We start from the raw sequence: 15245 nt of genomic DNA, 5'->3' as shown, positions 1-15245 counted from the left end.
ACTCCCGTGGTCAGCGCTGGGTCACGGTGGCGTGCTGGGGCCGGACCGTGCCGGCGAAGGCGGGGAGCTCGGTCTCCCCGAGGTCCTTCACCTCGTAGCCGAGCCCGACGGCGTCGGCCCAGTCGCGATAGGTGGACACCACCGGATCGGCGCCGAGCGCGGCCCGCATCGCCTCCGGATCGCCCACGGCGGTCACGGTGTAGGGCGGGGAGTAGACCCGTCCCTGCAGATAGAGGGTGTTGCCGACGCACTGGACCGCGCTGGTCGACACGATCCGCTGGTCCTGCACCATGATCGCCTCGGCGCCGCCGGCCCACAGGGCGTTGACGACCCCCTGCAGGTCCTGCTGGTGCACGACCACGTCGTCGACGGAAAAACCCTCGGGCAGGGTGTCCAGGCTGTATCCGGCGTCGTCGAGGGTCACGCCGAGCGCCGGACCGGTCACCGCGGCGGTCCCCACGCCCAGCGCCAGCCCGTCGGCCCGTCGCTCGTCGACGGCCGCGGCGCTCGAGGCCTGCTGCGCGCGCAGCTGCTCCACCTCGCCGCCCAGGTCCTCCGCACGCCGGGTCAGGTCGCGCACCTGCTCGTCGCGCTCGGTGATCAGGTCGACGAGATCCGCCGGTGCGCCACCGCCGTCCCGGGCCAACGAGGCGCTGGTGCCGAAGAGCAGCCCGGCGGCCAGGCATACCGCTGTCACGCCGGCGGCCCGCCCACGGCGCGCCGTCGGGCTCCCCTGGCCCACGTCATCGGTCATCACCGCCCAGCGTATCGGGCGTATATCCTGACGACTCCCACCACGAAGGAGACGGACGTGCCCGAGTCTCGCGGCCGAGAAGGTGCGCGCAAGCGCGCCGAACGCACCAGCCAGACCACGCCCCAGACCCAGAGCCTGCCGGGCAACCCCTCCTGGTTCGTGCCGGTGATGTGCGCGCTGATGATCGTCGGCGTGCTGTGGGTGGCCGTGTTCTACGTGACCGGGGGGCAGTGGCCGATCGCCTCGATCCGCTACTGGAACCTCGGCATCGGGATGGGGCTCATCATGGTGGGCTTCGCGATGGCCACCCGCTGGCGCTAGTTGTCCACAGCCCGTCCCCAGCGTGGGGATAACGACACCGGTGTAACTCGGGTCTCCAGGGACGTCAGGCGGCGTAGCGAAGGCCATCGGTCCCATGACCTGCCACAGCCGGACCCCGGCCAGGAGCAGGATCAGCACCAGCATCCCGGCGAGGGCCGGCCAGGCCAGCGCCCGACGACGGGTCGCCTCCGGCGAGCGACCGGGTGCCGAGGTCAGGACCAGCAGACCGCCGATCGCGGCGCCCGTCACCGCACCACCGACGTGGGCCTGCCAGGCGATCCCCGAGACGAAGAAGGGCAGCGCCAGGTTGACGCCGATCATGACGAGCAGGCTCGTGGGCACGGTGCCCTGCCGTAGCGCCAGGACGACGTAGAGGAACAGCAGGCCGAAGATCGCGCCCGAGGCGCCCACCACCGGACGGATCCACCCCGGGTCGGGGCTCGCGAGCAGCAGCACCCCCGCCGACCCGCCGAGGGCGCACAGCACGTAGGTGACCGCGAACTTCGCCCGGCCCAGCGCCTGCTCCAGCATCGGCCCGAAGGCGAAGAGGATGTACATGTTGAACGCGATGTGCAGCAGGCTCGAGGGCAAGTGCACGAAGGCGGTGGTCAGCAGCCGCCACGGCTCGACACCCGCCAGGACGCCGACGAAGGCCAGCTCGCGGGTGACGACAGGGTTGGCGAGCTGACCGACATACACCAGCACGCACAGGCCGAGGAGGGTCCAGGTGACCACGGGGCGACCGGCCTGCGCCGGCGCCCCGAAGCGGGTGCGCGCCACCGGGGCGCCGCGCGAGCCCTCGCGCACGCAGTCCACGCACTGCACGCCGACCGCGGCCGGCCGTTGGCAGTCCGGGCAGGTGGGCCGCTCGCAACGCTGGCACCGGATGTAGCTCGTCCGGTCCGGGTGCCGTGGGCACACCGGCGGGCCCCCACCCTGGGTGCCGCGCGTCCCGTCCGGGGGCGGCGCGGCAGCGGGCTCGCTCACGGGTCCCCGGGCCTGGTCAGCCCTCGACGCTGACGCGCTCGATGACGACCGGCTCGACCGGCTTGTCGCCGGCCCCGGTCGGCACCGCGGCGATGGCGTCGACGACGTCGCGGGAGCCTGGTCGGCCACCTCGCCGAAGATCGTGTGCTTGCCCTGCAGCCAGGTGGTCGGCTCGACCGTGATGAAGAACTGGGAGCCGTTGGTGCCCTTGCCCATGCGCTTGCCGGCGTTGGCCATCGCGAGCATGTAGGGCTGGGTGAAGTCGTGGTCCGGGCTGATCTCGTCGTCGAAGGTGTAGCCCGGGCCCCCGAAGCCCTCGCCGAGCGGGCAGCCGCCCTGGATCATGAAGCCCGGGATGATGCGGTGGAAGGCGAGCCCGTCGAAGAACGGCTGCGGGTTGGTGCGCCCGGCGTCGTCGGAGTACTCCTTCTCGCCCGTCGCGAGCCCGGTGAAGTTGGCGACCGTCTTGGGTGCCGCGTGCTCGAAGAGCACCAGCGCGATGTCGCCGTGGTTGGTGTGCAGCGTGACGTTCATGCCTCCCAGTTTCGCACGATCGGTATGCCGCCCGCGCCGCGCCGTGGCGCAGGCAGGGTGAGGTGGAGTTCGTCAGCAGGACAGGGCAGGATGGGGCCCAGACCGACAACAGGAGGGACAGCACGTGTTCTTCAAGACCGATGCCGAACGTGCCGCCGCGCAGGCCAGCCGTGCCCGGCAGGACGCCACCGAGGCGGGCGCCAGTGCCGCGTCGGGCGCCCGCAACCTCGGGGCGGCCGTCCTGGCCACCCTGGCCGAGGTGACCGCGCCCAAGGACGACACCTCGGGCCGACGGCACGCCCAGAAGGCCCGGGCCAAGGCGCTCAAGGCCGCGAGCAAGGACCGCGCCTCGGCGGCGAAGGCTGTCGAGCAGGCCCGCGCAGCGGCCGGCGAGGCCCGCAAGCACGGCCGGGCGGCCGCCGAGAAGCAGGGAGCCCAGGCGGAGAAGCGTGCCGCCAAGCTCGCCAAGGACACCCGCGCGCGCGGGAACAAGACTGCCAAGAACCTGCGCAAGCAGTCGGAGTCGTGGCGCGAGCAGGGCGGCCACGCGGCCGAGGCGCTGCGCGACCGGGGTTCCGAGGCCTGGCAGCGGGCACGGGAGACCGGGCCGCTCGGTGAGGCCGCCGCCGCGAAGGCCGGTGCCGGCGCGGCTGCGCTGGCCGGGCTCGCCGCCACCACCCGCGACCGTGCCGTGGCCGGTGTCGACCACGGCATCGATGTCGCCGTCCCGCGGGCCCAGGAGGCGTCGCGGGGCTGGCCCCGACCGTCGACCACGTCCGGGACCTCATCAACGACGAGTTCCTGCCCAAGATCCAGGAGATGCTCGCCGAGGTGCAGTCCGGCAAGGACCGCCTGCTGGCCCAGGAGGAGGGCGTCGTGGCCACCGTCACCGGCGCTCCCAAGGCTCCGCGGCGCAAGGGCGGCAAGCTCATCGCCCTGGGGATCCTCGCCGCCGTCGGCGCCGGCGTGGCGTGGTGGCTCTCGCAGCAGCAGAGCCAGCCCGCCGCGGACCCGTGGGCGAGCAAGGACGGCCGACCCGACCCCTGGGCCGGCAGCACCACCTCGACCGCGTCCACTCCCTCGACGACCGCGGCGACCGCGACGACCACCGGTGCGGTGGGCGGGGCGGCCGGGGCCAGCACCATGGAGGGGGAGACGACCATGAGCAACGACGGCCAGGCGCGCATGCTCGACACCGAGCAGATCGACGACCTCGGCACCGAGACGCCGAGCTCGGTGGAGGAGCAGGCCGTCGGCGAGTCGCCGACCGAGGAGATCCAGTCGCACGCGAGCACAGCCACGACACGCTGCCGCACGGTGCCGACGACAACGACGACGACGGCGACGGCGACGAGCGACCCGCCTCCGTCTGAGAGCACGTCCACGAGGCGCCCATCCCCACCGGGTGGGCGCCTCGTCACGTCCGGGCGACCGCCTCGCGACACACCGTCGACCTCCCCGAACAGCGCGGACGCCGCACCTAGATTGGTCGCCAGCGGCCCTCAGGTCAGCAGGTCAGGTCGACGAAGGAGGTGGCACGGCACATGTCGCTGCCCGCCTCCCACCCGGACCGGGACGATCTCGACCGCCACGGTGCCACCGACGCGAGGGGTATGCCCAGGGCGACCCCGAGCACGCGCCCGCCGCACCTGCCCCGGGCGGTGAGCGGGCGCTCGTCGACCCCGGCGGCCTCCCGTCGAGCAGCCCGCCGGTCACCGGGTCGACGACGATGCAGGGCGCCTCGACGGAGGCGCTGCTCGCCGCGCCGACGGGCACCCGACGCCCCCGCCGCCGCGGCCGCGGACCTCGTGACGTCGATCCGCGCCCCGGGCAGATCCCCGGCCTCGACGGGCTGCGGGCGCTGGCCATCATCGCGGTGCTGGCCTTCCACTTCGTCCCGGCCGCCCTGCCTGGCGGCTTCCTGGGCGTCGACGTCTTCTTCGTGGTGAGCGGCTTCCTCATCACCACCCTGCTGCTCCGGGAGATCGACGCCCGGGGGCGGGTCGACCTGCTGTCCTTCTGGCGCCGACGGGCCCGCCGCCTGGTGCCGCCCCTGCTGGCGGTCGTCGTCGTCAGCGTCGTGGCGGCACGCCTCGTCGGCGGCGACCTGCTCGTCGGGATCGTCCGGCAGGCGGCGGGCGCCCTGACGTTCACCAGCAACTGGCTGGAGATCGCGGCCGGCGCGAGCTACTTCCAGAGCACCAGCCCGATCCTCTTCGTCAACTTCTGGAGCCTGGCGGTCGAGGAGCAGTTCTACCTGCTGTGGCCGCTCACGCTGGTCGTGGTGCTCGCCTTCGCCCCCAGCACCCGGGCACGGGTCGGCGCGGTGGCCGCCGCGGGTCTGGCCTCGACGCTGCTCATGGCCGCGCTGTTCACGCCGGGCTCGGACGCGACCCGCGTCTACTACGGCACCGACACCCACCTCGTCGGACTCATGGGAGGTGCGGCCCTGGCACTGGCATGGGCCGACCCGACGCACCGGGCAGGGCTGCGCTCGCGCAGCTGGCGCCGCGTGCGGGGCCCGGCGGTGCTCGCCGCGCTGCTCACCCTCGCAGCCCTGGTGCGCTGGAGCAGCGAGGACTCCGCACTGACCTTCCGGGGCGGCATCGCGCTCGCCTCGCTCGCCACCGTCGTCCTCATCGCCGGCCTGCTCGAGGCACCCTCGCCGTGGCGGCGGGCCATGTCCCTGCGGCCCCTGGTGTGGCTGGGTCGACGTTCCTACGGCATCTACCTCTGGCACTGGCCGGTGCTGGTGATCGCCGGCGCCTCGTGCCCTATGCCGCCGGCACCCTCCGTGGGGCCGCGTCCTCCTCGGTGCGCTGCTCCTGACGCTGGTGCTGGCCGAGCTCTCGTGGCGCTGTCTGGAGGTCCCGGTGCGCCGACGCGGCACCCGGGCCAGCCTCGGTGACACGGTCCGCTGGTTCACCACGGGGTGGCACCGCAGCAGGACGCCCCGGCTCGTCGCCGCGGGGCTCGCGGTCCTGCTCGTGGGCACCGTGGTCGCCCTCGTCACGGCCCCGGAGAAGTCGGCGACCCAGCGCCAGATCGAGGACTCCCAGGCCCGCATCGACTCCGGCGCGGACGCGGCACCCGCGTCGGGCGCCTCGCTCGCCCGCGACGCCGCCGGGCTCGGGGCGACCCTGGGCAGCATGCCTGCCGCGGGAGCCACCGCAGCGGACGGTGAGTCCTCCGACGAGGAGGCCGCCGGCGGCGAGGGCACGACCGAGCGCGCCGAGGACGGCGAGGACTCCGACGCCGCCCCGGCACCCGCACCCGGTGAGGTGCAGGTGGGGGAGTCGACCTTCCGCCCCGACGAGGACGGTCTGCTCGTGCCCCCGGGGTCCGAGCTCACCGCGATCGGTGACTCGCTGGTCGTCACCAGCGCCGACGGCCTCAGCTACCGCTTCCCCGACATCAGCTACCTCGCCCAGTCCAACCGGCGATGGGCGGAGTCCGTGGAGGTCGTCACGGCCGGGGTGGAGGCCGGCGAGGTCCGCGGCAACGTCGTCCTGCACCTCGGCACCAACGCCGGGGTGGACGAGGCCGCGCTGCGCTCGGTGCTCGACACCCTCGGGCCGGACCGCAACGTCGTGGTCATGGACCTCTACGTCCAGGCCTCCTTCACCGAGGAGTCCAACGAGACCCTCCGCGCCGTCGTCGCGGACTACCCGCAGGCCGTCGTCGGAGACTGGAACGCCACCATCAGCGAGCAGCCCGAGGTGCTGCAGAGCGACCGGGTGCACCCCGACATCGACGGTATGCACGTCTACGCCGAGGTCGTCGCGCGCGCCTTCGACGAGCTCGCCCGGCGGAAGTGAGCGCACCCCGGACCCGATCCCCGCGCAGCGCCAGGATGTGGCAGGCTCGGACCCGTGAACATCGTCCTCGTGGAGCCGCACTTCCCGAAGAACCAGCGGGAGTTCGCCCGGGCGCTGGCGCAGGCCGGGGCCAACGTCATCGGCATCGGTGAGACCCCGCTGGACTACCTGGACGACCAGCTGAAGTCGTGGATGGTCCACTACGAGCAGGTCGGCTCGGTCACGGACCGCCACGCGATGACCGAGGCGGTGCGCCGGGTCCAGGGCATGGTGTGGGTGGACCGGCTGGAGTCCACCATCGAGTCCCACCAGCTCGTCGCGGCGCACGTGCGCGAGGATCTCGGCATACCGGGCACCTCGGTGCGCACCACCTGGCTGTGCCGCGACAAGCCCTCGATGAAGGAGGCGCTGCGCGCCGCCGGGGTGCCGACCGCCGCCTCCACCGGGGCCGACGACGCCGACCAGGTGCGCGACTTCGCCGCAGCGGTCGGTTACCCCTTGATCCTCAAGCCGCGGGACGCCGCGGGCGCCGCCGACACCGTCCGGGTCGACTCGGACACCGAGCTGGCCGCGGCGCTGGACCGGATGGGCGGCTACTCCTCCATCGCGGTCGAGGAGTTCATCGAGGGGCACGAGGGCTTCTACGACACCGTCTCCATCGACGGGCGGATCGCGGTCGACTTCGCCTCGCACTACTTCCCCGGCGTCCTCGAGGCGATGCGCACCCGCTGGATCTCGCCGCAGTTCATCGCCACCAACCGGATCGACGGCGGCGGCCTCTACGACGAGATCCGCGAGATGGGTCACCGGGTCAACGAGGCCCTGGGCATCGGCACCTCCGCCACCCACATGGAGTGGTTCCACGGCCCGAAGGGGCTGAAGTTCTCCGAGATCGGGTGCCGCCCGCCCGGCGTCGGCTGCTGGGACCTCTACTGCGCGGCCAACGACATGGACGTGTATGCCGCCTGGGCCCAGTCGCTCGTGCACGGCGAGGTGCGCGAGCACGCGAGCCGCAGCCACAGCGCGGGCATCGTGGCGCTGCGCCCGGACCGGGACGGCCTCATCACCGGCTACAGCGGGCTCGAGGACATCGAGAACCGCTACGGCCGGTGGATCATCGACGCCCACGTGCCGGTGGCCGGCACGGGGACCCAGCCGGTCGAGGCCGGCTTCATGGCCAACGCGTGGATCCGGATGCGGCACCCGGACTTCGACGCGCTCCGGGGGATGCTCGACGACGTGGGGCGCACGGTGCACGTCCATGCCGGCTGACGCCGACCGGCACCTCGCCGAGCGCGGCACGGCACCCTCGTCCCCGCCCCGCATCACCCTGCTCGGCCCGCAGCGCCACCCGCAGCTGGACCGCGTCATGGCCTCGCTCGACCTGGACGGAGCCGGGGTCGCGACCATCACCGCCGGCTGGCGTGACCGGGAGCACGACGACGCGCTGCTGGTCGAGCAGCTGGGTGGGCGGTGCGTCAACCTCGGCCTCTGGCAGCGCATGCAGCAGATCTGGGAGGCCGACCCCGAGCTGGAGCAGGCCGACCGGCGGCGTCGCCAGGTGCTGACCGAGATGCAGGAGCTCTACCTCATCGGGCTGCGGCACGCGGTCGACGCCCTGGGCCGCATCCGGGCGCACGAGCCACGCGACGAGCGGGTGCACCGCCTGGCCCTGGAGGACGTGCTGGGCATCATGCGCGACCTGGACGAACGGCACGTCCGCCGGGTCGCCGAGCTGCACCAGGAGTTCTACGCCCGGCACCGTCCGGAGGAGCGCGACGCCGTGGTGCGTGGCCGCGCCGAGGTCGGTGCCCTGGTCGAGGGCTGCGACGTGGTGGTCATCACCGGGGGGCACGTGGGGGTGCTGCTGGGCACCCTGCACATGTTCAACCTCGCGCCGGTCCTGGCCCACCCGGTCGAGGACGAGACCGACCCGAGCGGGGTGCACGCCCGGGTCCACCGGCCGGTCATCGCCTGGGGTGCCGGGGCGATGGCCCTCACCGAACGGGTGCTGCTCTTCTACGACGACTCCGTCATCGCCCCCGGTGTCGCGGAGATGCTCATGGACGGCCTCGGGCTGACCCGGGGTCTGGTCGCGCTCCCGTCGGCCGCGGACCGCCTGGCGCTCGACGACCCGGGCCGCATGACGACCCTGGTGAGCCGGTGCCACCCGCGGGTCCCGCTGCCCCTCGACCCGGGCGACAGGGTCGACCTCACGCCGGAGGGCCGACTGCCCCAGGCGCCCGGGTGCTCGGCCCCTCGGGCCACCCCGTGCGGCACCTCGACCCCGGTGCCACCGACCGTTCCCCCGGCGCCGCCCCGGTCGACCCCGCGCGGGAGGAGTGGTCGTGAGCCAGCCCCAGACATACCCCATGCCGCCCCGGCACAAGGGCAAGCTGGCCATCAACGCGCTGCGCGCCCGTCGCCTCGACGAGGACGTCATCACGCGCTTCCTCGCCGAGCACGAGGTCCCGGTGGTGGAGGGCGAGAAGTGCACCTTCCTCTACCGCGGACCCGCGGACGCGGTCGCGGTGCGCCACCGGATCGTCAACCAGCCGCAGCACGTGCCGATGAAGCGGCTGGACGTGCCCGAGGGCGTGCAGCCGCTGTGGTACGTCACGATCGAGCTGCCCGCCGCGTCCCGGGTGGAGTACCAGATCGAGGTGCGGGTCGGCGAGGCCGTCGAGACCTTCAACGACCCGCTCAACCCGCACGTCGCGCACAGCCCCGTGGGGTCCTCCAGCGTCTGCCAGGCAGCAGGGTATGAGACTCCGGAGTGGGTCGTGCCGCAGCCGGACGCACGTGCCGGGGAGCTGATCGACCTCCCGCTGCCGAGCCGGGCCCTGCGCCGGACCACGCACAACCGGGTCTACCTCCCGGCACGCTTCCGCCGCAGCAGCCACTACCCGCTGCTGGTCGTGCACGACGGCGACGACTACCTCACCTACACCGCGATGCGCACGGTGCTGGACAACCTCATCCACGACCTGGACATGGCCGAGACCATCGTCGTCTTCTCCAACCCGGGCGACCGGCTCCGGGAGTACCCCAACTACGCCCCGCACGCGCGTCACCTCACCACCGAGCTGCTGCCCGCGATCGAGGAGCAGCTGCCGGTGATCCGCCGGGCCGACGCGCGCTGCCTCATGGGCGCCAGCTTCGGTGCGGTCGCCTCGCTGTCCGCGGCGGCGCGCGATCCCGGCGTGTGGGACAACCTCTTCCTGCAGTCCGGGTCCTTCGTCTTCACCGACATCGGGTCCGACCACGGTGGGGGGCCGGCCTTCGACCCGGTGGTGAAGTTCATGAACCGCTACCGGGAGGAGCCGCAGCGCGTCGCCGAGCGGATGTTCATCACCTGCGGCGTCTACGAGCCCCTCATCGTGCCCAACCGGTCGATGGTGCCGGTCTTCGAGTCCACCGGCGCCCGGGTGCAGTACGTCGAGTCCCGCGACGGGCACTCCTGGGAGAACTGGCGCGACCGGCTGCGGGACGGCCTGTCGTGGATCTTCCCGGGACCGCAGAAGTTCGTCTACGAATAATCCGATATACCGAAAGAAAGCCTGAGGTCCCTCATGGGCCAGTTCACCTACCTCCTCGTGGACGGGGAGAACATCGATGCCACGCTGGGCAACTCCATCCTCGGGCGCCGACCACAGCCCGAGGAACGGCCACGGTGGGACCGGCTGCTCACCTTCACCCAGGACACCTGGGGACAGGACGCCACGGGGCTGTTCTTCCTCAACGCCAGCAGCGGCCTGCCCATGTCCTTCGTCCAGGCGCTGCGGGCACTGGGCTACACCCCGGTCCCGCTGTCCGGCAGCGCCGAGGAGAAGGTCGTCGACATCGCGATCCAGCGCACCCTGGAAGCGCTGCAGCAGCGCACCGACGACGTCATGCTCGTGAGCCACGACGGGGACTTCCTCGAGGCGGTGACCCCCCTGCTCGACGGCGAGCGTCGGGTCGGCCTCATCGCCTTCGAGGAGTTCCGCAACTCCGGCTTCCACCAACTCGTGGCGCAGGGCATGGAGTTCTTCGACCTCGAGCACGACACGCGCGCGTTCAACACCACACTGCCCCGGCTGCGGATCATCCCGATCGAGGAGTTCGACCCGGCGATGTTCCTGCAGTAAGCGCAAAGATGCAGTTCAGAAGGTATGGGTTTGGCAAAGAGTAGTGAAATCGTGGGGCTGATGAGGCTATCGTGACCCGGTCCCCCTGACCGCGTCACCGTCGGCCGCCGTGCTGACCCAGGAGCTCTGCCATGCGCCCATCCCGAGGCCTCGTCCTGTCCGCGCTCGCCGCGGCCTCGCTGCTCGTGCCGCTCACCTCCGGCACCGTCGCCGTCGCCGACGAGCCCCGGAGCGTCGACGGCGCGGAGCACCGGTCGACCGACCTGGAGCCGGTGCGGTCCGCGACGTCCACCGACGGCCAGGACGTCCTGCGCGGCACGCTCGCGCTCGACCCGCGCGAGGTGACCGTCATCGGGATGCGCTGGACCGGTGAGCCGGAGGCGGGGGCCCGGATGCGGCTGCACGACGGGAAGGAGTGGGGCGACTGGACCTCGCTGGAGAAGGGCGTCGCCACCGGGCCGGACATGCAGGCCACCGGGGAGTGGGGGACCGAGGCCTCGATCGTCCTCGACGCCGACCAGGTCCAGGTCGAGCTGTCCTCGCAGACGCAGGACGCCAGCGTCGAGACGTGGACCACCCAGGTGACCGCGCAGGACGTGGCCCAGGTCGAGTCGATGCCCACCGCCGACGCCGCCAGCGAGGGCGTGATCATCGGCCGCCGCGCCGACTGGGCCGGCGACATGGACCTCATCCCCAGCTCCGGGCCGGTCCTGGACCGACCCAAGCTCGGCGTGACGATCCACCACACGGCGACGGACGCCTACTACGCGCCGGAGGACGTGCCGGCCATGCTGCGGGCCGTCTACAACTACCACGCCCGCACGCTGGACTGGCGCGACGTCGGCTACAACGCCCTGGTGGACCGCTACGGGCGGGCCTGGGAGGGCCGCTCCGGCGGGCTGGAGGGCAACGTCCAGGGAGCCCACTCCTACGGCATGAACGCCGACTGGTTCGGCCTCAGCAGCCTGGGCAACCACGAGATCAGCCCGGTCCCGGCCGCCGAGCTCGGCGCCCTCTCGGTCACCTCGGCCTGGGTCCTGAACCAGCACGACGTCGAGGTCACCGACACGGTCACCTACACCAACGACTACCTCGGCTGGACCCGTCAGCTCCCGGCCTTGCACGGCCACCGCGACGTCTACGCGACGAGCTGCCCCGGGTGGCAGCTCTACCAGCTCTTCGGCACGCTGCGTGCCCAGGTCGGCGCACAGCAGGCGCAGGACCGCTCCGCGGTGCAGCGCATCGGCGGTGAGAACCGCTACGCCGTCGCGGCCGGGCTCGCGCAGGAGGCGGCGGTGCATGGTGCCCGGACGGCATACCTCACCCAGGGCACCGAGATCGCCGACGCCCTCGGCGTGGGACCGGTCGCGAGCCGCGACGACTCCTCCGTCCTGCTCACCCGCACCGAGGCGCTCCCGAGCCAGACCCTGGCGGCGCTGGAGGAGCTGGGCACCGAGGAGGTCGTCGTCGTCGGGGGCGAGACCGCGGTCTCGGGACAGGTGGAGACCACGCTGCGGCGCCAGGGGTATGCCGTGCGCCGGGTCGCGGGGGCGAACCGCTACGACACCGCCGTCCAGCTCAGCCACGAGCAGGAGTGGTCGGGTGACACCGTCTATCTCGCCAGCGGCAGCAACCTCGCCGACGCGCTCGGCGGAGGGGCGGCCGCGGCGCACACCGAGGCGCCGATGCTGCTGACGCAGCCCACGACGCTGCCGTCGGTGACGGCCGAGCGGCTCGCCGAGCTGGCGCCCTCACGGGTGGTCGTGCTCGGCGGGACCGGCGCGGTGGACGACGCGGTGCTGCGCCAGGCCCAGCGGCTGCTGCCGGCTGCCTCCGTCGAGCGTATCGGCGGCAGCAACCGCTACACCACCAGCGCGCTCATCGCCGAGGACGCCTTCGAGGAGGCCTCCAGCGCCGTCGTCGCGGCCGGGACGGCGCCGGTGGACGCGGTCGCCGGGACGCAGCTGGCCGCAGACCGCTCGGCGCCGCTGCTGCTCACCCGGCAGAGCTGCCGCACCAGCTCGGTCGACGAGGTCTACGACTCGCTCGGCATCGGGCTGTCCCGGCTGGCCGGGGGCTCCGGCGTGCTCGCCTGGGACGCCGGCGCGCGGACCTGCTGACCCGCCTGCCTCCGCCCGGGCGGCAGCTCTCACCGCTGCTGGGACACCATCACCGCGCTGGTGCCGGGCTCCAGGGCCTCGAAGACGTGGGCGACGTCGCCCGGGTAGCGCAGGTAGTCGCCGGGTCCGAGCTCGGTCGGGTCGTCCTGCGCGCCGGCCCGGGCGCGGCCGGCGATGAGGACCACGTGCTCGACCGTCCCCGACGCGTGCGGGGCCGACACCTTGACGGCGCCCGGCTCGGCGTCGATGCGGTAGAGGTCGCGCCGCACGTTCGGCGGGCTGTGCGACAGGACCAGGGCGCTGTAGTCCGCGAGGTCGGAGCGGGTCGGGTCACCGGCCCCGGCGCGCACGAGGGCTCGCTCCGGCTGCGGCGGGTCGATGAGCGCCGAGAACGGCACCCCGAGGACGGTGGCCAGCGACCAGACCGTCTCGACGCCCGGGTTGCCCTTCCCGGCCTCGAGCTGCGACAACGTCGACTTGGACAGACCGGCCCGCCGGGCGAGCTCGGACAGGCTGAGGCCGGCGCGGTCGCGCTCGGCACGCACGGCGGCGGCGAGACGGCCCACCGCCTGACCACGTTCACCAGAATGGTCGAAGTGTTCGGTTTGACGAACGCTGCTCATGCTCTGCATCCTAGCGGTATGCCCGCCGCCACCGCCCTGCTGCGTGAGAGCCCCGCCGCCCGCACCGGTCTGTCGATCGCCGTCGCGACCGGTGCCTACGGCGTCTCCTTCGGCGCGCTGGGCACGGCGAGCGGGCTCGGGGTCCTCGAGGTGTGCGCCCTCAGCCTGCTCACCTTCTCCGGTGGCTCGCAGTTCGCCTTCATCGGGGTCATCGCCGGGGGCGGCTCTGCGGCGTCCGCGGCCGGGGCCTCCACGCTGCTCGGGCTGCGCAACGGGGTCTACGCGATGCAGATCAACGCCCTGCTGCGGCCCCGCGGTTGGCGCCGCCTCGCCGCGGCGCACGTGACTATCGACGAGTCCACCGCCACGGCCCTCGCGCAGGAGGACCGTGCGGAGCAGGCGCGCGGGTTCTGGGTCGCCGGCCTCGGCATCTTCCTGCTCTGGAACCTCATGACCCTCGTCGGCGCGCTCGCCGGCGACGCGATGGGCGACCCCCAGCGCTGGGGCCTGGACGGTGCCGCGGTGGCAGCCTTCCTGGGGCTGCTCTGGCCCCGGCTGCGAGGACGCGAGCCGTGGGCGATCGCCGCGGTCTGCGCGGTGGTGACGGTGCTGTGCATACCCCTCGTGCCGCCGGGCGTGCCCATCCTCGTGGCCGCCGCCGTCGCCGCCACGATCGGCTGGCTGCAGCTGCGCCGGGAGCGCACCGCGCCGACGGGGGTGGGGGCGTGACGCTGTGGCTGTGGATCCTCGGCGCCTGCGCCCTGGCCTACCTGACCAAGCTCAGCGGCTACCTCGTGCCGCAGCGGGTGCTGGAGTCGCCGGCGATCATGCGCATCTCCGCGTGCATGACCGTCGGGCTGCTCGCGTCCCTGGTGATGATGAACGCCGTCGCCGACGGGCAGCGCCCCACGCTCGACTCCCGCGTGCTCGCCCTGGCGGCCGGGGTGGTGGCGCTGAAGCTGCGGGCACCCTTCCTCGTGGTCGTCGTCGCCGGCGCGGTAGCCGCCGCGCTCGGCCGGCTGGCCGGGCTCCCCTGACCCGACCTGAGCATGGTTGCGCACGAGATGCACCGTCGAGACGGGTGCCTGACGTGCACGACCTTGCCCAGGCTCCCGGGCGGCGTGACAATCACCGGGTGACCGCGACGACGGCCCGTCGGGTCTCCTCTATCCCGCTCCTGCTGGGCGTGGCGGCAGGGTCGGCGGCGCAGGACCGCGCTGGCTGCGGCTGCTCGGCCGGGGTGTCCTGATCCTCGGGGCGGTGCTCGTCCTCGGGGTGCTGGTCTGGCTGCGGCCCTTCGGGGCGTCGCCCGAGGCGCTGAGGCTGCTGGCCGGCACCGACGCCGTGACCGTCACCGACAGCCCCACCCGGCTCACGCTGACGCCGAGCGGGGAAGAGGTGACCGGCGGTCTGATCTTCCAGCCCGGTGCCCGCGTCGACCCACGCGCCTACCTGCCCCTGCTGAGCGACATCGCCGCGCAGGGTCACCTCGTCGTCGTGGTCGAGCAACCCTTCGGGATCGGCTTCACGGCCCTCGGCGCACCCGCCGGGGTGATCGAGGACCACCCACAGATCGAGCACTGGACCGTGGGTGGGCACAGCCTGGGTGGCGTCGTCGCGTCGCGGTATGCCGAGGACCACCCCGACGAGATCGACGGGCTGCTGCTGTGGGCGTCGTACCCGCTGGGTGATCTCCGCGGGCGCGACGACCTCGCGGTGAGCACGATCTACGGCAGCGAGGACGGGCTCGCCCCGCCGGCGGACGTCGAGGCCGGCCTGACCGACCTGCCGCCCGACACCCGTCCGGTCGAGATCGAGGGAGCCGTGCACTCCTACTTCGGTGACTACGGCGAGCAGCCGGGCGACGGCAGGCCCGGTGTCTCCCGCGAGGCCGCCCAGACGCAGATCGCCCGGGCCACCGCGGACCTGCTCGACTCCGTCGAGAACGGCTGACGTCG

The 15245-nt window shown here is 73.0% G+C and carries 12 protein-coding genes and 3 pseudogenes; 11 read left to right on the top strand and 4 right to left on the bottom strand.

Going from position 1 to position 15245, the window contains the following annotated elements; all coding sequences use genetic code 11:
• Positions 1-10: 10 nt before the first annotated feature.
• Positions 11-466: pseudogene (locus BJF80_RS21455) on the bottom strand (DUF881 domain-containing protein); the annotation flags it as partial.
• Between BJF80_RS21455 and BJF80_RS21450 the strand changes: the two are divergent.
• Positions 350-1075, top strand: coding sequence for a cell division protein CrgA (locus tag BJF80_RS21450; protein WP_414899283.1), 726 nt, complete (start codon positions 350-352; stop codon positions 1073-1075). The pseudogene BJF80_RS21455 and the gene BJF80_RS21450 overlap by 117 nt on opposite strands.
• A gap of 231 nt (positions 1076-1306) precedes the next feature.
• On the opposite strand, the pseudogene BJF80_RS19670 reads toward BJF80_RS21450, so the two are convergent.
• Both BJF80_RS19670 and BJF80_RS04100 read right to left on the bottom strand, forming a co-directional pair.
• Positions 1307-1690 (bottom strand): annotated as a pseudogene (locus BJF80_RS19670) (rhomboid family intramembrane serine protease); the annotation flags it as partial.
• A 388-nt stretch (positions 1691-2078) separates the two neighbouring features.
• Positions 2079-2596 (bottom strand): annotated as a pseudogene (locus BJF80_RS04100) (peptidylprolyl isomerase).
• An 819-nt stretch (positions 2597-3415) separates the two neighbouring features.
• Here BJF80_RS04100 and BJF80_RS04095 point away from each other — a divergent pair.
• The 7 genes from BJF80_RS04095 to BJF80_RS04055 all read left to right on the top strand — a co-directional run bounded on the left by BJF80_RS04095 (position 3416) and on the right by BJF80_RS04055 (position 12664).
• Positions 3416-4261 (top strand): flagellar basal body-associated FliL family protein, encoded by an 846-nt coding sequence (locus tag BJF80_RS04095; protein WP_075811552.1) that lies wholly within the window; start codon positions 3416-3418, stop codon positions 4259-4261.
• Positions 4262-4325: 64 nt separating this feature from the next.
• Entirely contained in the window at positions 4326-5504 is a 1179-nt protein-coding gene (locus BJF80_RS04090) for an acyltransferase family protein (protein WP_075811550.1), read from the top strand.
• Positions 5470-6414: an SGNH/GDSL hydrolase family protein gene (locus BJF80_RS04085; RefSeq protein WP_075811548.1), complete on the top strand. Its 945-nt coding sequence runs from the start codon at positions 5470-5472 to the stop codon at positions 6412-6414. Before BJF80_RS04090 ends, BJF80_RS04085 begins: the two co-directional genes overlap by 35 nt.
• Positions 6415-6468: 54 nt before the next feature.
• A complete protein-coding gene (locus tag BJF80_RS04080) occupies positions 6469-7686 on the top strand; it encodes an ATP-grasp domain-containing protein (RefSeq protein WP_075811546.1) in 1218 nt (405 codons plus the stop codon).
• Positions 7687-8762: 1076 nt separating this feature from the next.
• Entirely contained in the window at positions 8763-9953 is a 1191-nt protein-coding gene (locus BJF80_RS04065) for an alpha/beta hydrolase-fold protein (protein ID WP_022923440.1), read from the top strand.
• Between the two features lie 33 nt (positions 9954-9986).
• Positions 9987-10544 carry an NYN domain-containing protein gene (locus tag BJF80_RS04060; RefSeq protein ID WP_075811540.1) on the top strand — a complete coding sequence of 186 codons (558 nt, stop codon included), beginning with the start codon at positions 9987-9989 and terminating at the stop codon, positions 10542-10544.
• Positions 10545-10675: 131 nt separating this feature from the next.
• Positions 10676-12664: a cell wall-binding repeat-containing protein gene (locus BJF80_RS04055; protein WP_075811538.1), complete on the top strand. Its 1989-nt coding sequence runs from the start codon at positions 10676-10678 to the stop codon at positions 12662-12664.
• Between the two features lie 29 nt (positions 12665-12693).
• Here the strand turns inward: BJF80_RS04055 and BJF80_RS04050 are convergent, their stop codons facing one another.
• The gene (locus BJF80_RS04050) at positions 12694-13230 is read right to left on the bottom strand and encodes a helix-turn-helix domain-containing protein (RefSeq protein ID WP_237767411.1); all 537 of its coding nucleotides are present in this window, start codon (positions 13228-13230) and stop codon (positions 12694-12696) included.
• A gap of 75 nt (positions 13231-13305) precedes the next feature.
• Here BJF80_RS04050 and BJF80_RS04045 point away from each other — a divergent pair, with 75 nt between their 5' ends.
• From BJF80_RS04045 to BJF80_RS04035, 3 genes are all read left to right on the top strand, one after another.
• A complete protein-coding gene (locus tag BJF80_RS04045) occupies positions 13306-14016 on the top strand; it encodes an AzlC family ABC transporter permease (RefSeq protein WP_075811534.1) in 711 nt (236 codons plus the stop codon).
• Positions 14013-14324, top strand: coding sequence for an AzlD domain-containing protein (locus BJF80_RS04040; RefSeq protein WP_075811532.1), 312 nt, complete (start codon positions 14013-14015; stop codon positions 14322-14324). Before BJF80_RS04045 ends, BJF80_RS04040 begins: the two co-directional genes overlap by 4 nt.
• A gap of 223 nt (positions 14325-14547) precedes the next feature.
• Positions 14548-15240: an alpha/beta hydrolase gene (locus BJF80_RS04035; RefSeq protein ID WP_158068468.1), complete on the top strand. Its 693-nt coding sequence runs from the start codon at positions 14548-14550 to the stop codon at positions 15238-15240.
• The last annotated feature ends 5 nt before the right edge of the window (positions 15241-15245 follow it).

Source organism: Serinicoccus sp. CUA-874 (assembly GCF_001942225.1).
Classification (GTDB): domain Bacteria; phylum Actinomycetota; class Actinomycetes; order Actinomycetales; family Dermatophilaceae; genus Ornithinicoccus; species Ornithinicoccus marinus.
Note: the sequence above shows the minus strand (reverse complement) of the source record. Positions and strands in the feature narration are given on the sequence as shown.